Source organism: Caulobacter hibisci (genome assembly GCF_016135805.1).
Classification (GTDB): Bacteria; Pseudomonadota; Alphaproteobacteria; order Caulobacterales; family Caulobacteraceae; genus Caulobacter; species Caulobacter hibisci.
The window spans coordinates 262,114-283,016 of record NZ_JADWOX010000005.1 but is presented as its reverse complement, the minus strand read 5'-3'; the positions used below and the strand labels follow the sequence as shown (position 1 = coordinate 283,016).

Annotated in this window: 16 protein-coding genes; 13 read left to right on the top strand and 3 right to left on the bottom strand. The window is 68.4% G+C overall.

Features of this window, described 5'->3' with window-relative positions; genetic code table 11:
- Positions 1–155 precede the first annotated feature (155 nt).
- The 13 genes from I4Q42_RS10240 (at position 156) to I4Q42_RS10180 (ending at position 16,987) form a co-directional block, all read left to right on the top strand.
- Positions 156–1,061, top strand: a complete 906-nt coding sequence (locus I4Q42_RS10240) for an ABC transporter permease (protein WP_198575960.1) — start codon at positions 156–158, stop codon at positions 1,059–1,061.
- Entirely contained in the window at positions 1,058–1,915 is an 858-nt protein-coding gene (locus I4Q42_RS10235; RefSeq protein ID WP_198575959.1) for an ABC transporter permease, read from the top strand. The genes I4Q42_RS10240 and I4Q42_RS10235 overlap by 4 nt, the downstream gene beginning before the upstream one ends.
- Positions 1,916–2,081: 166 nt before the next feature.
- Positions 2,082–3,209: an ABC transporter ATP-binding protein gene (locus I4Q42_RS10230; protein WP_198575958.1), complete on the top strand. Its 1,128-nt coding sequence runs from the start codon at positions 2,082–2,084 to the stop codon at positions 3,207–3,209.
- A 4-nt stretch (positions 3,210–3,213) separates the two neighbouring features.
- The gene (locus I4Q42_RS10225; RefSeq protein ID WP_198575957.1) at positions 3,214–3,978 is read left to right on the top strand and encodes a gamma-glutamyl-gamma-aminobutyrate hydrolase family protein; all 765 of its coding nucleotides are present in this window, start codon (positions 3,214–3,216) and stop codon (positions 3,976–3,978) included.
- A complete protein-coding gene (locus tag I4Q42_RS10220) occupies positions 3,975–5,378 on the top strand; it encodes an aspartate aminotransferase family protein (RefSeq protein WP_198575956.1) in 1,404 nt (467 codons plus the stop codon). The genes I4Q42_RS10225 and I4Q42_RS10220 overlap by 4 nt, the downstream gene beginning before the upstream one ends.
- Positions 5,375–6,541: a WD40 repeat domain-containing protein gene (locus tag I4Q42_RS26495; protein ID WP_198575955.1), complete on the top strand. Its 1,167-nt coding sequence runs from the start codon at positions 5,375–5,377 to the stop codon at positions 6,539–6,541. Before I4Q42_RS10220 ends, I4Q42_RS26495 begins: the two co-directional genes overlap by 4 nt.
- Before the next feature lie 32 nt (positions 6,542–6,573).
- Complete coding sequence (locus tag I4Q42_RS10210) at positions 6,574–7,974, top strand: glutamine synthetase family protein (RefSeq protein WP_198575954.1); 1,401 nt, start codon at positions 6,574–6,576, stop codon at positions 7,972–7,974.
- Positions 7,975–8,013: 39 nt separating this feature from the next.
- Positions 8,014–9,297 carry an NAD(P)/FAD-dependent oxidoreductase gene (locus I4Q42_RS10205; RefSeq protein WP_198575953.1) on the top strand — a complete coding sequence of 428 codons (1,284 nt, stop codon included), beginning with the start codon at positions 8,014–8,016 and terminating at the stop codon, positions 9,295–9,297.
- A 110-nt stretch (positions 9,298–9,407) separates the two neighbouring features.
- Positions 9,408–11,426 carry a tetratricopeptide repeat-containing sulfotransferase family protein gene (locus tag I4Q42_RS10200; RefSeq protein ID WP_198575952.1) on the top strand — a complete coding sequence of 673 codons (2,019 nt, stop codon included), beginning with the start codon at positions 9,408–9,410 and terminating at the stop codon, positions 11,424–11,426.
- A 135-nt stretch (positions 11,427–11,561) separates the two neighbouring features.
- Complete coding sequence (locus tag I4Q42_RS10195; protein WP_198575951.1) at positions 11,562–13,895, top strand: TonB-dependent receptor; 2,334 nt, start codon at positions 11,562–11,564, stop codon at positions 13,893–13,895.
- 81 nt (positions 13,896–13,976) lie between these two features.
- A complete protein-coding gene (locus tag I4Q42_RS10190; protein WP_198575950.1) occupies positions 13,977–15,284 on the top strand; it encodes an APC family permease in 1,308 nt (435 codons plus the stop codon).
- A 10-nt stretch (positions 15,285–15,294) separates the two neighbouring features.
- The gene (locus tag I4Q42_RS10185; protein ID WP_198575949.1) at positions 15,295–16,602 is read left to right on the top strand and encodes a Xaa-Pro dipeptidase; all 1,308 of its coding nucleotides are present in this window, start codon (positions 15,295–15,297) and stop codon (positions 16,600–16,602) included.
- A gap of 139 nt (positions 16,603–16,741) precedes the next feature.
- A complete protein-coding gene (locus tag I4Q42_RS10180) occupies positions 16,742–16,987 on the top strand; it encodes a hypothetical protein (RefSeq protein ID WP_198575948.1) in 246 nt (81 codons plus the stop codon).
- Between the two features lie 117 nt (positions 16,988–17,104).
- On the opposite strand, the gene I4Q42_RS10175 is transcribed toward I4Q42_RS10180, so the two are convergent.
- The 3 genes from I4Q42_RS10175 to I4Q42_RS10165 all read right to left on the bottom strand — a co-directional run bounded on the left by I4Q42_RS10175 (position 17,105) and on the right by I4Q42_RS10165 (position 20,653).
- Positions 17,105–17,710, bottom strand: a complete 606-nt coding sequence (locus tag I4Q42_RS10175; protein WP_198575947.1) for a TetR/AcrR family transcriptional regulator — start codon at positions 17,708–17,710, stop codon at positions 17,105–17,107.
- Positions 17,711–17,882: 172 nt separating this feature from the next.
- Positions 17,883–19,022: an aromatic ring-hydroxylating oxygenase subunit alpha gene (locus I4Q42_RS10170; RefSeq protein WP_198575946.1), complete on the bottom strand. Its 1,140-nt coding sequence runs from the start codon at positions 19,020–19,022 to the stop codon at positions 17,883–17,885.
- A gap of 5 nt (positions 19,023–19,027) precedes the next feature.
- Complete coding sequence (locus I4Q42_RS10165; protein WP_198575945.1) at positions 19,028–20,653, bottom strand: phytoene desaturase family protein; 1,626 nt, start codon at positions 20,651–20,653, stop codon at positions 19,028–19,030.
- Positions 20,654–20,903: the final 250 nt, after the last annotated feature.

Sequence of the window (20,903 nt, the reverse complement as noted above, 5' to 3'; positions counted from 1 at the left end):
GCCCCCCCCCCCCCCCCCCCCCCCCCCCCCCCCCCCCCCGCCCCCCCCCCCCCCCCCCCCCCCCCCCCGTTTTCAGCTTCCGCTGAGCGTCTCGCCCTCGCAGCCACTCCCCCCTCCGTCGGCTTCGCCGACACCTCCCCCAGAGGGGGAGGATCTTGGAGCGCTCAATGGAACAGAGCTGGAAGAAGGCCAAGGCGGTGTTCGCCGCCGCGCTGGGGCCGCCGCTGGTCTGGCTGGTGGTGTTCTTCGTCGCGCCGATGGCGATCGTCTGGGCCTACAGCTTCGGCCACAATGTCGGGCTGACCGAGATCTCGTTCACCGGCACGATCGCCAACTACGCCCGGGCGCTGGAGCCGCTGTATCTGAAGATCTTCCTCAAGTCGGCCTGGGTGGCGGCGCTGACGACGGCCCTGTGCCTGGTGATCGGCTTCCCGGTGGCCCTGGCCATCACCTTCGCCTCGCAGAAAGCCAAGACCTGGCTGCTGCTGCTGGTGATGCTGCCGTTCTGGACCAACCTCCTGATCCGCACCTACGCCCTGATCGCGGTGCTGCGCACCGAGGGCTACATCAACCAGGGCTATGAGTGGATCTGGACCCTCGTTTCCAAGATCGCGCCGCTGGGCGCGTTCCAGCCGCTGGAGCTGCTGCACAACAATTTCGCGGTGATCCTGGGCCTCGTCTACGTGCATCTGCCGTTCATGGTGCTGCCGCTCTATTCGGCGCTGGATCGGCTGGACAAGTCGCTGCTGGAGGCCAGCCTCGACCTCGGCGCGGGGCACCTGCGCACCCTGTTCCGCATCGTCGTGCCGCTGGCCCTGCCGGGCATCGCCTCGGGCATCCTCATCACCTTCATCCCGGCGCTCGGCGCGTACCTCACGCCCGACCTGCTGGGCGGCCCCGACAGCCAGATGATCGCCAACGTCATCGAGCGCCAGTTCAAGCGCGCCAACGACTGGCCGTTCGGCGCGGCCCTGTCGTTCCTGCTGATGTACCTGACCTTCATCGCCATCGCCGTGCAGGCCCTGCTGTCGCGCGGCAACAAGAAGGAGGGCGTGGGATGACCAAGCGTTCGCCGCCCGGGCCGCTCGAATATCTGCGCCGCTGGCCGATCCAGCTGTGGCTGGCCGCGGTGGGTCTGTTCCTCTACACGCCGCTGATCGCCCTGATGGCCTTCAGCTTCAACGACAGCCGGCGCAACATCGTCTGGAAGGGCTTCACCCTCAAATATTACGAGAAGGCCTTCAACAACGACGGCCTGATCGAGGCCTTCGCCAACAGCCTGACCATCGCGGCGGTCTCGACCGTGCTGAGCGTGGCGCTCGGCGCCCTGGTGGCCCTGGCCCTGTGGCGGTTCCGGTTTCCGGGCAAGACGGTGGTCGACGGTGCGCTGGCCCTGCCGATCGTGGTGCCCGAGATCTGCATGGGCGTGGGCATGCTGGTGTTCTTCGCCAAGGTGCTGCCCTGGCCGCAGGGTATGATCTGGCCGCTGAACCTGGGGGCGATCATCATCGCCCACGTGACCTTCTCGTTCCCGTTCGTGGCGGTGGTGGTGCGCGCGCGCATGGCCAGCTTCAACCGCGAACTGGAGGAGGCCGCCCGCGACCTGGGGGCCGGCGAGTTTCGCACCATCAAGGACGTGATCCTGCCGCACATGACGCCGTCGCTAGTGGCGGGGGCGCTGCTAGCCTTCACGCTGAGCCTGGACGACTTCGTGATCACCTTCTTCACGGCGGGACCCGACACCGTGACCTTCCCGGTGAAGGTCTATTCGATGGTGCGCTTCTCGGTGACGCCCGAGGTCAATGCGGCCTCGACCATCCTGATAGTGCTGACCGTGATCCTGACCGCCGTGGCGCTGAAGCTGCAGGGCGATCCCGCGGCGACGGCCGGGGCGCATGGGGGCGACGGAAAGTGAGTCCGCCCCTTTCATCGTTTGCCGCCACCCCAACCACCGTCATCCCCCGACTTGTTCGGGGGACCCAAGCGGCGGTGCGAGGTGAGGCTGTGGCCGGCTCGGCTTGGGTCCCCCGCATAAAGCGGGGGATGACTTCTGAATTGTACGTCGCTCGGGGGCAGACGAAGTGACCGAACCCAAACCCATCATCACCTTCGAGAACGTCACCAAGCGCTTCGGCAAGCTGGCGGCGGTCGACAACGTTTCGCTGAGCATCCAGGAGGGCGAGTTCTTCGCGCTGCTGGGGCCGTCGGGCTGCGGCAAGACCACGCTGCTGCGCATGCTGGCCGGGTTCGAGACGCCGACCGAGGGCCGGATCCTGATCGACGGCCAGGACATCTCCAACGTGCCGCCGAACAAGCGGCCGGTGAACATGGTGTTCCAGTCCTATGCCGTGTTCCCGCACATGACCGTGGCCGACAACGTCGCCTACGGCCTGAAGGTCGACCGCGTCAGCAAGGCCGAGCGCGACCGCCGGGTTGAGGAGGCGCTGGAGCTGGTGCAACTGGGCGGCCTTGGCCATCGCAAGCCCGACCAGCTGTCGGGCGGCCAGCGCCAGCGGGTGGCCCTGGCCCGGGCGCTGGTCAAGCGTCCGCGCGTCTTGCTGCTCGACGAGCCGCTGTCGGCCCTGGACGCCAAGCTGCGCGAGCAGATGCGCACCGAGCTGTGCACCCTGCAGGAAAAGGTCGGCATCACCTTCATCATGGTCACCCACGACCAGGACGAGGCCCTCGCGCTCGCCAGCCGCTGCGCGGTGATGAGCAAGGGCCTGCTGCAGCAGGTGGCCACGCCCAACGATCTCTACGAGTTTCCCAACAGCCGGCTGGTGGCCGACTTCATCGGCAGCGTGAACCTGTTCGAGGGCGTGCTGGCGGTGGACGAGCCGAGCCACGCGGTGATCAAGTCGCCCGGCCTGCCCACCGACATCTTCCTCGACCACGGCGTCACCGGCCCGCGCGGCGGCACGGTGTGGGCGGCGATCCGGCCCGAGAAGATCGAGCTGCACAAGCGTCCCGACGACGGCGACCCGCCGAACCTGGGCGACGCGCCCAAGGGCGCCAACGCCGTGGCCGGCGTCATCAAGCACGAGGCCTATCTGGGCGGGATCTCGACCTACGAGATCGAGATCGAGGGGGGCCGTCGCGTGAAGGTGCAGCGGCCCAACCTGACGCGCTGGGACCAGGAAGACTTCCGGCTGGGCGAGGCGGTGTGGATCGCCTGGCACGCCTGCTCGCCGGCGGTGCTACTGTCGTGACCCCATGACCCGTCCCGTCGCCGGCGTCATCTGCTGCACCCGCACCGTCGGGATCGAACCGGCCCAGGCGGTGATGAACCGCTATGTCGCCGGCGCGATGAGATACGCCGACGCCGCGGCCCTGTTGGTGCCGTCGATGCCGGGGCTGATGAAGGCCACCGAGGTCGCCGCGCGGCTCGATGGCCTGTTGCTGACCGGCAGCCCGTCGAACCTCGATCCCGCCTTCTACGACGAGAAGGTGGAGGACGCGCCGGGTCCGTTCGACCGCGATCGCGACGCCATGACCCGCGACCTGATCGAGGTCATGCTGGACCTCGGCCGGCCGGTGTTCGGCGTCTGCCGGGGCTTCCAGGAGATCAACGTCGCCTTAGGCGGCTCCCTGCGGCGGGACATGGCGGCCAGCGCCGACCTGATCGCCCACCACGCGCCCGATGAGGTCGACTTCGACGGCATGTTCAACCATCGCCATCCGGTCGACCTGACCCCCGGCGGGGTGCTGGCCACGGCCTTTGGCGCCGAGCGGGCGGTGGTCAATTCGGTGCACTATCAGGGCGTCGATCGGCTGGGCGAAGGCCTCACCGTGGAAGCCCGCGCCGAGGACGGCGTCGTCGAGGCGGTGTCGACCAGCGTCAACGGTGCGCCGGTGCTGGCCGTGCAGTGGCATCCGGAATGGAAGCCGGAGGCCAATCCGCAGTCGCAGACCTTCTTCCAGCTTTTCGGACGGGCCCTCAGAGGCTCGCCGCTCGTCGTACGGGAAACCCACACATGACCGCCCCCCTCCGCAACCACGACATCGCCGAGCTCAAGCGCCTGGACCTGGCCCACCACCTGCCGGCCCAGGCCGACCATAAGGTCATCGCCGAGCAGGGCGGCAGCCGGATCATCACGCGGGCCAAAGGGATCTATATCCAGGACGGCGAAGGTCACCAGATCCTCGACGGCATGGCCGGGCTGTGGTGCGTCAATGTCGGCTACGGGCGCGAAGAGCTGGCCAAGGCCGCCTACGACCAGATGCTGGAGCTGCCCTACTACAACACCTTCTTCAAGACGGCGACGCCGCCGCCGATCGAGCTGGCGGCCAAGATCGCGCAGAAGATGGGCGGCCATCTGAGCCACGTCTTCTACAATTCGTCGGGGTCGGAGGCCAACGACACGGTCTTCCGCCTGGTGCGCCACTTTTGGAAGTTGAAGGGGGAGCCAAGCCGCACCGTCTTCATCAGCCGCTGGAACGCCTATCACGGCTCGACCGTGGCCGGCGTGTCGCTGGGCGGCATGAAGCACATGCACAAGCAGGGCGACCTGCCGATCGCCGGCGTCGAGCACGTGATGCAGCCCTATCCGTTCGGCGACGGCTTCGGCGAGGACCCGGCCGCCTTCCGCGACCGGGCGGTGCAGGCGATCGAGGACAAGATCCTCGAGGTCGGGCCTGAGAACGTCGCGGCCTTCATCGGCGAGCCGGTGCAGGGCGCGGGCGGGGTGATCATTCCGCCGGACGGCTACTGGCCCGCCGTCGAGGCCCTGTGCCGCAAGTACGGCATCCTGCTGGTCTGCGACGAGGTGATCTGCGGCTTCGGCCGGCTGGGCCAATGGTTCGGCCACCAGCACTACGGCATCAAGCCCGACCTGATCGCCATGGCCAAGGGTTTGTCGTCCGGCTACCTGCCGATCAGCGCCGTGGGCGTGGCCGACCACATCGTCGCCGAACTGCGCGAGAAGGGCGGTGATTTCATCCACGGCTTTACTTATTCGGGCCACCCGACCGCCGCCGCCGTGGCCCTGAAGAACATCGAGATCATGGAGCGCGAGGGCCTCGTCGAGCGCACCCGCGACGAGACCGGCCCCTATCTGGCCCAGGCCCTGGCCGGCCTGAACGATCACCCGCTGGTCGGCGAGACCCGGTCGCTGGGCCTGATCGGCGCGGTCGAGATCGTGCGCGAGAAGGGCACCAACCATCGCTTTCTCGACAAGGAGGGCGAAGCCGGGCCGATCGTGCGAGATCTCTGCATCAAGAACGGCCTGATGGTCCGCGCCATCCGCGACAGCATCGTCTGCTGCCCGCCGCTGATCATCACCAAGGCGCAGATCGACGAGCTGGTGGGGATCATCCGCAAGTCGCTCGACGAGGCCGAGCCGGTGCTGCGGGCGCTGAAGCCAAAGGCCGAAGCGTGAAAAAAGGACTTTCGACCCTGATGGTTGCGGTGTTGGGGCTGGGCGCGAGTCCGGCCCTGGCCGAGAGCGCATGCTCCGTCGCGCCGCCGACGCATCACCTGGTTCTGGCCCAGGCCTTGCCTGCCGGCGACAGGGAGGTGCGCGGCGTCGCGCTGTCGCCTGACGAAACCCTGGTGCTGGCGGGGTCCAATGACGCTTCTGTACGCGTTTGGCGTATCGCCGATGGCAAGCTTGTGATGCATTCCACGCCCATGGACGGTCCGGTCTGGTCGGTGGCTTTCACTGGCGATGGCCGAAGGGTCCTGGCCACTGGGCCGATGGGGCCGGGGGAAGGTAATTTCTCCACCAATCTTTGGGAGGTGGAGACCGGCGCGAAGATCGTCAGTCGACGCGGCGGGGATCTCGGCCTAGTGACTGACAGTTCGACCTTCATAGCGACAGAATTGCCGGAAAGTCCTCTTGCTGTGGGCTTCGTCGACCTGATCGATGGACGCATGGCGGCGCGATGGACGCCGCGCTTCTATGAGAATGCCTGGGCCTATGCTCACGGGCCCGCCGGACCCATGGTCCTGGTTTCGAACGACGACGGCTCCGCACGTTTCGCGGATGCTCGTGGCGAGCGCCCTCTGGACACTCAGCCCAAAAGGTTGGGCTCGGCGAAGGTGGCGCTCTCGGCGGATGGCCGCATCGGTTATCATCAACGTGCGGCATGGGATGCCGAAACGGGCCGCAAGCTTTATGACGTCGCCATGGGGCGCGATCATAGCGCGATCCAGAACCCGATTTTCTCTCCGGACAGCCGCATCCTGTTGGTGGAGCGTCTGAATTCCAAAGAAGGCAGCGACGTTCTGGCGATGAATGCGCGCACCGGCGCGCCGATCGCCCGCATTTGCGGCGCGGCGATCACGGAGCAGGCGGTTTCAGGGGACGGTCGACGGTATGTCGCCAACACCCAGACCGGCTCGGCTGTCTGGGACGTGGCGACGGGCGCGGTGGTGGCCCTGCTGGACACGGAGCGCTTCGATATCTGGGACTTCGCGCTGAGCCGCGACGGGCGGGTGCTAGTCACCGGCTCGATCGACGGCGTGGTGCGTGTCTGGCGGATCGAGCCCGAAGACGGGCCTGTCCCCAACATTCCCGCCAAGCAGCGCAAGTCCCACTAGCCCAGACTTCAGCAAGCGCGAGGAGCGCCCCCATGAAGCCCAAGCACAAGAAGAACCAGGACGGTCCCAAGGTCACCCGGGGGGTCAAGACCCTGGACGAGGCCCAGTCCTGGTTCCGCAGCCAGAACATCGAAGAGATCGAGTGCGTCGTGCCCGACCTGGCCGGCGTCGCCCGTGGCAAGATCATGCCGGTGCGCAAGTTCCTCGGGACACCCTCGATGAACCTGCCGCTGGCGGTGTTCTACCAGACCATCACCGGCGACTTCCCCCAGTTCGAGGGGGCGGTGAACGCGGTGCAGTCCGACACCGACATCTTTCTGACCCCCGACCTGGCGACCCTGGCCACCGTGCCCTGGGCCCAGGACCCGACCGCCCAGGTGATCCACGACGCCTTCCACCCCGACGGCCGTCCCGTGGAGGAGAGCCCGCGCCAGGTGCTGCGCCGGGTGCTGTCGCTCTATCGCGAGAAGGGCTGGAACCCGATCGTCGCGCCGGAGATCGAGTTCTACCTCGTCGAGAAGAACATCGACTGGGACTATCCGCTCAAACCCCCGATCGGCCGTTCGGGCCGGCCCGAGAGCGGCCGCCAGGGCTATTCGATCAGCGCGGTCAACGAGTTCGACGCCCTGTTCGAGGACATGTACGAGTACTCCGAGCGCCAGGGGCTGGAGATCGACACCCTGATCCACGAGAGCGGCGTGGCCCAGATGGAGATCAACCTGCGCCACGGCACGCCGCTGGAGCTGGCCGACCAGGTGTTCATGTTCAAGCGCACCATCCGCGAGGCGGCGCTGGAGCACGACATCTACGCCACCTTCATGGCCAAGCCGATGGCCGGCGAGCCCGGCAGCGCCATGCACATCCACCAGTCGATCCTGACCGAGGATGGCGACAACCTGTTCTCCGATCCCAAGACCGGCGAGGCGACGCCGTCGTTCTACGCCTTCATCGCCGGGCAGCAGCGCTATCTGCCGGCGATCATGGCGATCCTGGCCCCCTACGTGAATTCCTACCGCCGTATCGCCCGCGACAGCGGCGCGCCGGTCAACACCCAGTGGGGCTATGACAACCGCACATGCGGCCTGCGGGTGCCGCCGTCCGATCCAGCCAACCGCCGGGTCGAGAACCGCATCCCCTCGTCGGACGCCAACCCCTATCTGGCCATCGCCGCCGTGCTGGCCTGCGGCTATCTGGGCATGACCCAGAACCTCGCGCCGACCGCGCCGGTGGAGAGCGACGCCAGCGTCCGGGGCATCGAACTGCCGCGCAGCCTGCTGGAATCGGTGACCCTGTTCGAGGAAGCCAAGCCCCTGGTCGAGATCCTCGGCGTCACCTTCTGCAGCGCCTATGTCCGGGTGAAGCAGGCCGAGTACGAGACCTTCATGCGCACCATCAGCCCGTGGGAGCGGGAGTTCCTGCTGCTGAATGTTTAGGGCCGTGCTGGGCGATCTTCTCCCAGAGGGGCAGAGGGCATGAATACCGGCCACCCTGCCACCTCCTGGTACGCCGCCTCGGCCCACGCCCTGCCGCCGCTTCCGGCCCTGGACGGCGACGCCACGGCCGACGTCTGCGTCGTCGGCGCGGGCTATACGGGCCTCGGCGCGGCGTTGGAGCTGGCGTCGCGGGGCGTGTCGGTGGTGGTGCTGGAGGCCGCCCAGGTCGGCTCGGGCGCCTCGGGGCGCAACGGCGGCCAAGTGCATGCGGGGCAGCGCAATGACCAGGCCTGGCTGGAGAGGACGCTCGGCCGCGACGACGCCCTGGCGCTATGGAAGATGTCGCTGGACGCTCGTTCGCACCTGAGCGCGACGATCGCCGAACACGCCATCGCCTGCGACTTCGTCCCGGGCATGATCCACGCCCGCCATAAGCCGGGCGGGGAGGGCGAGGACCTCGACCACATCGACTTCATGGCCGCCCGCTACGGCTATCACGAGCTGGAACCGATCGACGAAGACGCGCTGACCGAGGAGCTGGGCACGGACGTCTATCACGGCGGTGTTCGCGACAACGGCGGCGGCCATCTGCACCCGCTGAACCTGGCCCTGGGCCTGGCGAAGGCGGCCATGACCAAGGGCGCGGTCATCCACGAGCGCAGTCGCGCCAGGGCCTGGCGGCGCGAGGGCGGCAAGATCGTGGTCGAGACGGCGGCGGGCCGGGTGCTGTGCGACCAGCTGATCCTGACCGGCGACGGCTATCTCGACGAACTGGCCGGCCCGCAGGCCCGCGCCCGGGTGATGCCGATCAACAACTTCGTCCTGGCCACCGAGCCGCTAGGCGAGCGGGCCGAGACGATCATCCGCTCCAACGCCGCCGTGGCCGACAGCCGCTTCGTTGTGAACTACTTCCGCAAGACGCCGGACGGCCGGCTGCTGTTCGGCGGCGGCGAGAACTATCGGCCGGGCTTTCCGCCGGATCTGCCGGGCTTCGTGCGTCGGCACATGCTGAAGATCTACCCCGACCTGGCCGACATGAAGGTGACCCACGCCTGGGGCGGGAGCCTGGGCATCACCGTCCACCGCGCGCCGTTCGTCCGCGAACTGGCGCCGGGCGTGCGGGTGGCGGCCGGCTATTCGGGGCAGGGGGTGATGCTGGCCCCGTGGTTCGGCAAGCTGCTGGCCGACGCGGCACTGGGTGAGACGGGCGGCGTCGCGCTGCTCTCCCGCCTGCCGACTCCGCCGTTCCCGGGCGGGCGCCTGCTGCGCTGGCCGCTGACGGTGGCGGGGCTGAGCTGGTACGCGATGCGGGATAGGCTCTAGAGCCCGCCAAGGGGCAGGTCGTCGGGTTGCGCGCCTGTCGGCGAGACCCCGATTGACACCCGTCCCCCGCCACCCTCCGATACCCGCTGGTAAACGCGTCGCGGGGCAGCATGCAGGGTCGGGGGCAGGGTCAAGTTTCGGAGCCGACGGGCAGTCTGGCCACCGCCCTGGCGCATGCCGGCCGGCTGCTGTCGCACGATCCGAAGTTGGCCCGAGACCAGGCCCTGGCGATCCTCGACGCCGTACCTCGCCACCCCGGCGCGACCCTGATCCTGGCCGCCGCCCTGCGGCTGTCGGGCGACGCGGCGGCCGCCCTGCCGGTGATCGACCCGCTGTCGCGCGCCCTGGTCCAGGCGCCCGAGGTGCAGCTCGAGCATGGCCTCGTCTTGCTCGACCTTGGCCGCACCCAGGAGGCCGTGGCCGCCCTGCACCGGGCGACGACGCTGGATCCGAACCTGGGCGAGGCCTGGCGGGCGCTGTCGGTCGGGCTGACGGTGCTGGGCGACCTAGCCGGGGCGCAGGCCGCCAGCGATCGGCAGATGCGGGCCTCGGCGCGCGATCCGGACCTGATCGCCGCCGGCTCGGCGCTGATCGAAGGCCGGCTGGCGCAGGCCGAGCATGGCCTGCGGGCCTATCTGAAGGCGCGTCCCGACGAGCCGGCCGCTCTGCGCATGCTGGCCGAGGTGGCCGCGCGGCTGGGCCGCTACGAGGACGCCGAGCGGATTCTGAGCCAGACCCTGGCCTTCGCCCCCGGCTTCACGGCGGCGCGGCACAATCTGGCGACCCTTCTCTATCGCCAGAACAAGACGCTGGAGGCCCTGGAGCAGCTCGACCTGCTGCAGGCCGCCGACCCGCGCCATCCGGCCTACGCCAACCTGCGCGCCGCGGCCCTGGTGCGGATCGGCGAGTACGAGGCGGCCACGGCCATCTACCGCGACGTGCTCGAGCGCCACCCGCACCAACCCAAGGGCTGGATGAGCTATGGCCACGCCCTGAAGACCCTGGGCCGCCGCGCCGAGTGCGAGGCCGCCTATCGCAAGGCCGTCGAGCAGGCGCCGATGCTGGGCGAGGCCTGGTGGAGCCTGGCCAACCTCAAGACCCTGCGCTTCACCGATGACGACCTGGCGACCATGGAAGGCCAGCTGGCCGGCGAGGGTCTTGCCGACGAGGATCGCTTCCACCTGCACTACGCCTTGGGCAAGGCGCTGGAGGACGCCGGCCGCTACGGGGAGTCGTTCGAGCACTACGCGCGAGGGGCCGAGCAACGCCGCGCCCAGGTCCGCTACGACGCCGACGACACCACGGCCCATGTGACGCGCAGCAAGGCGCTGTTCACGCCGGCCTTCTTCGCCGAGCGGGCGGGGCGAGGCAGCGACGCGCCCGATCCGATCTTCGTCGTCGGCCTGCCGCGCTCGGGCTCGACCCTGATCGAGCAGATCCTGGCCAGCCACTCGCAGGTCGAGGGCACAATGGAACTGCCTGATGTCATCGCCCTGGCCAAACGGCTGGGCGGCAGGGGCGGGGCCTATCCCGAAGCGCTCGCCGATCTCGACCCCGAGGCTCTGCGAGCCCTGGGCGAGGAGTATCTCGAGCGCACCCGGGTGCAGCGCAAGACCGACCGGCCGTTCTTCGTCGACAAGATGCCCAACAACTTCGCCCACGCCGGGCTGATCCACCTGATGCTGCCGAACGCCAGGATCATCGACGCCCGGCGCCATCCGCTGGGCTGCTGCTTCTCGGGCTTCAAGCAGCACTTCGCGCGGGGCCAGACCTTCAGCTACGGCCTGACCGACATCGGCCGCTACTACGCCGACTACGTCGCGCTGATGGCCCACTTTGATTCGGTGCTGCCCGGCCGAATCCATCGCGTGATCTACGAGGCGATGGTCGAATCGCCAGAGGCCGAGATTCGGCGGCTGCTCGATCATTGCGGCCTGCCGTTCGAGGACGGCTGCCTGAATTTCCACCAGAACGACCGCGCCGTGCGCACCGCCAGCTCCGAACAGGTTCGCCAGCCGATTTTCAAGGACGGCGTCGATCAGTGGCGCAACTATGAACCCTGGCTGGATCCGCTGAAGGCGGCCCTTGGGCCGGTCTTGACCGCTTATCCCGCCGCGCCCGCTATTTGACCACCGGGCTCCGAGACTGCCGTTTTTGCAACAGTCTTCGGAATTGCAGCGTCTTTAAGCTTTGCTGCTTGCGACCGCAGATTAACTGAAAGAACGTTGTTCACTCTGGGGCCAAGGAGTGAACACGTGTCGATTATGCGTTCAAAAACAATGAGGTCGGGCCTGCTGGTCACGGCCCTGATGTCGTCAAGCGCCCTCGCCAGCGCGGCGCTGGCGCAGGACGGCGGGGTGGCGCTGGAAGAGGTGGTGGTCACCGCCCAGAAGCGTTCGGAAAACCTGCAGGACGTGCCGATCAGCATTCAGGCGCTGGGCGAGGCAAAGCTAGAGCAGCTGCAGGTCTCGGGCTTTTCCGATTATGTGAAGTTCCTGCCCAGCGTGTCGTTCACCGGCGCGGGTCCGGGCTTCAACCAGGTCTACATGCGCGGCGTCGCCAGCGGCGGCGACGGCAACCACTCCGGTTCGCTGCCCAGCGTGGGCATCTATCTCGACGAGCAGCCGATCACGACGATCCAGGGCGCGCTCGACATCCACGTCTATGACATCGAGCGGGTGGAATCGCTGATCGGGCCGCAGGGCACGCTGTACGGCGCTAGCTCGCAGGCCGGCACGATCCGTATCATCACCAACAAGCCCAGCACGGCGGGCTTCAAGGCCGGCTACGACTTGGAGGTCAACAAGGTCGACGGCGGCGGCACGGGCTATGTGGCTGAGGGCTTCATCAACCAGCCCCTGTCGGACACGGTCGCCGTGCGCCTGGTCGGCTGGAAGGAGCGCGAGGCGGGCTATATCGACAACGTGCCGGCCACCCGCACCTATCCGACCTCGGGCGTGACGATCAACAACGCCGGCGTCGCCAAGAAGAACTACAACGAGGTCGAGACCTACGGCGTCCGCGCGGCGATGAAGGTCGATCTTGGCGAGAACTGGACGGTCACGCCGCAGCTCATGGGCCAGGTGCAGAAGAGCGGCGGCTTCTTCGGCTACGATCCCGACATCGGCGACCTGAAGATCAGCCACTACTATCCGGAAAGCTCCGACGACCGCTGGGTTCAGGCCTCGATGTCGGTCGAGGGCAAGATCAGCAATCTCGACGTGGTCTATGCCGGCTCGTACCTGGAGCGCACGGTCGACACCGAGCAGGACTACACCGACTACTCCTACTTCTACGACACCCTGTACGGCTACGGCGCGTACTGGACCGATGACGCCGGCAACCCGGTCGATCCGTCGCAGTACATCCAGGGCAAGGACCGCTACGCCCGGGTCAGCCACGAGCTGCGCTTCTCGTCGCCGCAGGAGAACCGCTTCCGCTTTGTCGGCGGCCTGTTCTACCAGCGCCAGGAGCATCGAATTCACCAGGACTACCGCATCGACGCCCTGGGCGAGTCGCTGACCGTGCCAGGCCATCCCGACACCGTCTGGCTGACCGAGCAGAAGCGGGTCGACCGCGACTCCGCGGCCTTCGGCGAGGTGTCCTACGACATCACCGAGAAGCTGACGGCGACGGCGGGGGTGCGGTTCTTCAAGGCCGACAACTCGCTGGTCGGCTTCTACGGCTATGGCGCGGGCTACGGCTCGACCGGCGAGCGGGCCTGTTTCAAGGGCGCGGTGATCGCCGGCTCGCCCTGCACCAACCTCGACAAGCGGGTGAAGGAGACGGGCAACACGCCCAAGTTCAACCTCACCTACAAGATCGACTCCGACAAGCTGGTCTACGCCACCTATTCGGAAGGCTACCGGCCGGGCGGCATCAACCGCCGCGGCACCCTGCCGCCCTATCTGTCTGACTACCTGAAGAACTACGAACTGGGTTGGAAGACCAGCTGGGCGCAGAACCGCTTCCGCTGGAACGGCTCGGTCTATTTCGAGAAGTGGGACAAGTTCCAGTTCTCGATCCTCGGGGCCAACGGCCTGACCGAGATCAAGAACGCCGGCGCGGCCGACATCAAGGGCATCGAGTCCGACGTCACCTGGCGTCCGACCCGAGGCCTGACCATCAACGCCTCGGCCGCCTACACCGACGCCAAGCTGTCGAAGAACTACTGCGGCTATACCGACTCGGCCGGCAATCCGGTGACGGACTGCGCCTCGCCCGAGGCTCCGGACGGCACGCGCCTGCCGGTGACGCCGAAGGTCAAGGCCAACGTCACGGCCCGCTACGAGTTCGACTTCGGCGACTTCGACGCCTTCGTGCAGGGCTCGCTGGTCGGGCAGTCGGGCAACTGGTCGGACCTGCGCCTGCACGAGCGCGAGATCCTCGGCTACCAGGGCGGCTACTCGACGATCGACCTGTCGGGGGGGGTGTCGCGCGACAGCTGGTCGATCACGGCCTACATGACCAATGTCGCCGACGAACGCGCCAGCCAGACCCGCTTCGTCCAGTGCGACGAGGATACCTGCGCCGACAAGGTCTACATCATCCCGATCCAGCCTCGGACCTTCGGCCTGAAGTTCGGCCAGAAGTTCTGATCACGGAAGACCCGCGCGCCGCCTCCGTCCTCCGGGACGGGGGCGGTTGCATGTTCGGCGTCCTGGTGAAAGCATGACCTTATGAGCACGCCCGCGCCCAAGGCCCTCGGCTTCTGGATGTGCTGCGCCCTGGTGGTTGGCAACATGATCGGCTCGGGCGTCTTCATGCTGCCCGCCTCGCTGGCCCCCTACGGCTGGAACGGGGTGCTGGGCTGGATCGTCACCATCGCCGGCGGCCTGTGCCTGGCCTTCGTGTTCGCGCGACTGGCGGCGGCCCTGCCGCGCGAGGGCGGCCCCTACGCCTACACCCAGGAGGCCTTCGGGCCGACGGCGGGCTTCATCGTCGCCTGGGCCTACTGGATCTCGCTGTGGGTCGGCAACGCCGCCATCGCCGCGGGGGCGGTCAGCTACCTGTCGGTGCTGGTCCCGGCCATCGCCAAGGTCCCCGGCCTGCACGCCCTGGTCACCCTCAGCCTGATCTGGGGCCTGATCGGCGTGAACTGTTTCGGCGCGAAACTGGCCGGCGAGGTGCAGGTGGTGACCACGCTCCTCAAGCTGCTGCCGCTGGCGGCGGTGCTGGGCCTGTCGGCCTGGCTGCTGACGCGATCCGGTTCTACCGCCTTGGCCGCGCCTTTGCGGGTGTCCGAGTTGGGCGGCCAGAGTCTGGTCGCCGCCTCGGCCCTGACGCTCTGGGCCTTGCTGGGCCTGGAGTCGGCTACGGTGCCGGCCGACAAGGTCAAGGACCCGGCCCGCACCATCCCGCGCGCCACCCTGTTCGGGGCGGCCTTCACCGGGGTGATCTACCTGCTGGTCTGCTCGGCGGTGGTGCTGCTGTCGCCCGCCGACGCCCTGAAGGGCTCCAACGCCCCGATCGCCGAGTTCGTCGGCCGGTTCTGGGGCTCGGGCGCGGCCATGGCCGTGGCCGCCTTCGCTGCCATCAGCGCCTTCGGGGCCCTGAACGGCTGGGTGCTGCTGCAGGGCGAGATGCCCTACGCCATGGCCCGGGGCGGGGTGTTCCCGGCCTTCCTCGGCAAGGCCTCGCCGCGCGGCACGCCGGTGCGGGCGCACCTGGTCTCGGGCGCCTTCCTGACCGTGCTGGTGGCCATGAACTACGCCAAGTCGATGGCCGAGCTCTTCACCTTCATCGCCCTGCTGGCGACCACGGCCTCGCTGTTCACCTACCTGGCCTGCGCGCTGGCGGCGCTGAAGCTGCAGCGCGACGGCCGGGTTCCGGGCTCGCGCCTGCTGACGATGATCGCCATCCTGGCCGGGCTCTATGCGGTCTTCACCCTGTTCGGCGCCGGCAAGGAGGCCGTGCTGTGGGGGCTGGTGCTGCTGGCCGCGGGGATTCCCGCCCACCTTCTGATGCGTCGTGCTGCGCGCGCTTGAGGACTTTCGCATGATCCTGCGTTCGACCCTGGTCGCCCTCGCGGCCTTGACCGCCGTTCCGGCCCTGGCGGCCGAGGCGCCCAAAGTCTCTTACGTCCGCGCCGGCAAGCTGGTGGATCCTGTCGCCGGCAAGGTGCTGGCCGACCGGCTGATCCGCATCGAGGGCGAGCGCATCGTCGCCGTCACCGCCTGGACCGGCGCGCCGGCCGACATTCCGAGGGACGGGCCGGTGCTCGACTGGTCGAACCTGACCGTCCTGCCCGGCCTGATCGACATGCACACCCACATCGTCGACCAGGAGCAGACCGAGAACATCGCCGAGCCGCTGCTGACCACGGCGGCCGAGCAGGCCTATATCGGCGCGGCCCACGCTCGGGCGACCCTGATGGCCGGCTTCACCAGCGTGCGTGACGTGGGCACCTGGCGGGCGTTCGGTGACGTCGCGCTGAGGGACGCCATCGACAAGGGCTATGTGCCCGGGCCGCGCATGTCGGTGGCCGGGGCCTATGTCACCACGCCGGGCGGGGGCGGGGAGGTGACGGGCATCGCCGCCGACGTCGGCATCCCGGCCGATATGCGCCGCGGCGTGGTCGAGGACGTGGCCGACACCCATCGCAAGACCCGCGACATCCTGGTGCACGGGGCCGATTTCCTGAAGCTGATCGCCACCGGCGCGGTCCTGACCGTCGGCACCGAGCCCGGCCAGCTGGAGCTCTCCAAGGAAGAGATCGAGGCCGCCGTCGAGGAGGCCGCCAAACGCGGGACCTACGCCACCGCCCACGCCCACGGCGCCGAAGGCATCAAGGTGGCCGTGCGGGCGGGGGTGCGCTCGATCGAGCACGGCTCGCTGATCGACGACGAGGGGATCGCCCTGATGAAGGCCAAGGGCGCCTGGCTGGTCGCCGACATCTACAACGGCGACTATATCGACGAGATCGGCACGAAGAACGGCTGGCCGGCCGAGACCCTGCGCAAGAACCGCGAGACCACCGATGCGCAGAGGGAGGGCTTCCGCAAGGCGGTGAAGGCCGGGGTCAAGATCGCCTATGGCACCGACGCCGGGGTCTTTCCGCACGGCTGGAACGCTCGGCAGCTGCCCTACATGGTCAAGTACGGCATGACGCCGATGCAGGCGATCCAGTCGGCCACCACCAGCGCCGCGGCCCTGATGGGCAAGGAAAAGGACGTCGGTTGCGACGGCGCCGGCTGCTATGCCGACCTGATCGCCGTGGCCGGCGATCCACTGTCCGACGTCGGCCTCTTGCAGAGCGTGGCCAAGGTCATGAAGGGCGGGGTTGTCTACAAGAACGAACCGTAGCTGAAAAATTAACCACTTGGCGGTTGGCGCGGCATATGCATTGTGCGGTGCAACTCGATGTTGCTGTGCAGCATTGATACAGCTGTCGCGAAGCGGTCCGTGGGGGAATGCTGGCGATACGCGCTGAAGGAGCCTCCCCATGGCCGACTCGAACCACTACTACGTCCGTCCCGTCTCGGGCGTCTGGCACGTCACCTGGAACGACTCTTCCGACCTGATCAGCTCCTGCCCGAGCCAGCATGAAGCCGTGGCCCTGGCCCAGCTTCTGGCCCGCCACATGACCAGCCAGGGCCGCCACGCCGAAGTGCATGTCGCCGAGCCGGAAGTCCGCCGTCCGACCTGGGGCCGCAAGGGTCTGGCCGCTTCCGCCGCCGTCGCGGCCTAAGTCTCCGGATTGGTCCTGCGTCCCCGTTCAGGCGGGGACGGAGAGCCGACTCTGAAGCCGTCCGACCGGCCGATGTGATCCCGCCTTGGCGGCGCCCAGCGGTTCGGGGACGCTTTTCTATTGGATCCAGGCTCCGGCCGCCGCTTCCAGCGCCCGCACGGCCTCCGCGCCTGAGAACGTGCTGGGATCCAGGCACAGCTCCAGCCACAGCCCGTCGACCATGGCCGTCAGGCCGATCGCCGCCAGGCGCCGCTCGCGCGCGCCGCAGTCGGCCAGCAGGGTTTCCAGCCGCGCCCGATAGGCGGCATACGAGGCCGCGTGGATGGCGGCGATGCGCGGCTTGGTCCGCACCAGTCCCCAGAAGCCGATCCAGGCCGCCAGCAGGTTCGCGTCGAGCACCGGCGGGGCGAAGCTGGCGCCCAGATAGGCCGACAGCCGCGCGCGCGGATCGTGCCCCGCCGCCGCCACGGCCGCCTCCAGCGCCGCGTCGATCCGCTGGTCCACCGCCTCGTAGGCGGCGGCGATCAACTCGTCGACGCCCTCGAAATAATGCCGCAGCAGGCCGGGCGAGACCCCGGCCTCGGCGCAGATCGCCCGCACCGAGGTCCCGGCCACGCCCTCGCGCGCCAGCACCGCCTCGGCGGCGGTGACCAGGGCCTGGCGGCGCACGTCGGCGGTTTCGCGGGTGAAGGGGGCGCGGGTCATCGTCCCCAAAATTCCCATAAGCTCGTCATCCCGGAAGCCGCGCAGCGGCTATCCGGGACCCAGGGGACTGGGCGTCGAGCTTGAGTTCGCCGCCCCAGAGGTTGCCGACGCGATGCGGCGGCCCCTGGGTCCCGGCTCTCCGCTTCGCTGCGGCCGGGATGACGAAACTGTTTTGGACAGGGAGGCCCGGTCACCACCCCTCCGGCGGCCGCGGCAGGCGGCTTTCCGGGATCAGCGCCCGCAGCTTGCGGCCGAAGCTGCGCAACGACACCTCGCTGGTCGCCAGCGGCCCGGCGGTGAAGGTGCGCGAGGCCATGCCCTGCTGCACGCGGGCCACCAGCTCGGTGTCCTCGGCGTTGACCTGGCGGTTGATGCGCCAGTTCAGGTATCGCGCCGCCTTCATCTCGCGCCGGTCGTCGGGCAGGGCGTAGGCGATCTCGCGGATCATGGTCGTCGTGGCCGAGACCGGGATGAACTGCATGAAGTCCACCTGGTCGGGATAGATGTCGAAGGCGAAGTTCGGCCACAGCTTGAAATAGGTCCACAGGCGCTTGCGATCGTCCGGCAGGTGCGGAACGTCGGGCAACAGGTCCTGGTAGAGGCGCTCGGACGGGGCGTGCGACGGCTCGTCGATAAGCTGTCCCCACATCTTGTCGACCCAAGCCTGGGCCTCCACGCCATAGCCCCTGCCGAACAGCCGGGTCAGGCCGGGGTGGGCGATGGGGATGTGCAGACCGTCCGAATAGTTGTCGCTGATGTTCTTCCAGTTGACGTCGCGCGGCCGCAGGGTGACGCGGCCGAACGGCTGCAGCTCCTCGAACCGGTAGTGGGCGACCTCGGCCTCGTAGGGGGCCATCATGTCGGCGACGGACGGGCCGTCTCCCTCCAACCGCACGAAGACGAAGCCGCGCCAGATCTCCAAGTCCAGCCTGGCCAGGCCCTGCTTGTCCATCTCGAGGGCCGGATAGTCATCGCGCATCGGCACGCCGATCAGCCGGCCGTCCAGGTCGTAGGTCCAGGCGTGGTAGGGGCAGACGATCCGCCCACAGCGGCCCGTGGGCCCGTCCAGCAGCCGCGCGCCCCGGTGCCGGCAGACGTTGGCGAAGGCCTTGGCCCCGCCGTCCTTGCCGCGCACCACGACCAGGCTTTCGCCCACGAAGTCGAAGGTGTGGAAGTCGCCGGCCTTGGGGATGTCGTTGAGGTGGCAGACGATCTGCCACGACGGCCGGAAGACCTTGTCCTGCTCCTCGCGGAAGAACCGCTCCGAGCCGTAGATCCAGCCGGGCAGGCCCCAATCGGCTTGGGGGTCGTGGTTGGGAAGGGCGGTCATGCCGCTCACCGCCCCACCACGGCCAGCTTCACCGCCGTGGTGAAGTCCGTGTCGCGCAGGATCTCGCGCGCGGCGTTGCGGCCGGGATTGCCCGACACCCCGCCGCCGGGGTGCGTGCCCGCGCCGCACATGTAGAGGCCCTTGATCGGCGCGCGGTGGCTGGCGTGGCCGAGCAGGGGGCGCGTGGCCCACAGCTGGTCCAGCGACATGTGGCCGTGCATGATGTCGCCGCCGATCAGGCCGAACTTCCGCTCCAGGTCCAGCGGCGACAGGATCATCCGGCCCAGCACCGAGGCCTTGAAGTTGGGCGCCCACTTGTCGACCGTGTCGATGATCAGGTCGGCGGCGGCTTCGCGCTCGTCGTCCCACGAGCGGCCGTCGGGAAGCTGCGGCGCGAACTGCTGGCAGAACAGGCTGGCCACGTGCTGGCCGGGCGGGGCCAGGCTGGTGTCCAGCGTCGAGGGGATCAGCATCTCGACGATCGGGGCGCGGCTCATGCCGAACGCCTTGGCGTCGCGATAGGCGGCGTCCATGTAGTCGAGGCTGGGGGCGATGACGATCCCGCTCTGGTGATGCTCGGCCGCCGCCTTGCCGGGCAGGCTGGTGAAGTCGGGCAGTTCCGACATGGCCACGTTCATCCGGAAGGTGCCCGAGCCGTTCTTGTAGCCGTCGATCGCCTTGCGGAAATCGGCCGGCAGGGCCGAGGGCGGCACCAGCTTCTTGTACAGCAGGGCCGGATTGACGTTGGCGCTGACGATCGGGGCCATGATCTGGCGGCCGTCGACCAGTTGCACGCCGACCGCCTTACCACCATCCACGTGGACGCCTTCGACCGGCGCGTCGAGCAGGATCTCGACCCCGGCCTTCTCGCAGGCTTTCGCCATGGCCTGGGTGATCGCCCCCATGCCGCCGACCGCGTGGCCCCAGGCGCCCTTCTTGCCGTTCACCTCGCCGAAGGTGTGGTGCAGCAGGACGTAGGCCGAGCCCGGCGTGTCGGGGCTGGCGTAGTTGCCGACCACGGCGTCGAAGCCGAAGGCGGCCTTGACGGGCTCGCTCTCGAACCAGCCGTTGAGGAAATCCCGGGCGCTCTTGGTGAACAGGTCGAGCAGGTCGCGCTTGCGCTCCCGCGACAGCATGGCCAGCCGCCCGCCCTGGCGCAGGGCCCGCAGGATGCCCGGCAGGCCGTCGCCGAGATTGGGCGGGGTCTCCTGGGCGAGATCGCGCAGCACGTCGCCGATCTCGTCGAGCATGGCGTAGTAGGCCGGCAGCACCTCGGCGTCGCGGCGGCTGAACTTGCGGAATTGCTCCTGGGTGCGTTCGAGACCCCCGCCGAGCTTGAGGTACTTGTCGTCGCTGATCGGCAGGAAATTGGAGATCGGCCGCTCTAGGAAGGTCAGGCCGAACCCGTGCAGGTCCATGTCGGCGATGACCCGCGGATTGAGCAGGCTGACCGTGTAGCTGGCCACCGAGTTGCGGAAGCCCGGATGGAATTCCTCGGTCACCGCCGCCCCGCCGACCACGCCGCGGGCCTCGCAGACGGTCACCTTCATCCCGGCCCTGGCCAGATAGAAGGCGCAGACGAGGCCGTTGTGGCCCCCGCCGATGATCACGGCGTCGCGGGTGTCAGGCATCGTCTCTCTCCCCAGGAGGCATCTGGAGAGGAGGTTGCTATACGGGTGTAAAATAGTCCAGCGGCGCGCGGAAAACCTCTCCCGTAGGGAGAGGGAGGGGCCCGCCGCGAAGCGGTGGGAGGGTGAGGGGTTTCAAACTGTCCGATCTGGGCGCGGGCCTGGAGGTTCCACCTGCAAACGGTGAAACCTCTCACCCTCCCACGCCTTGCGGCGCGGGCCCCTCCCTCTCTCAAAGAGAGAGGGATCAGAT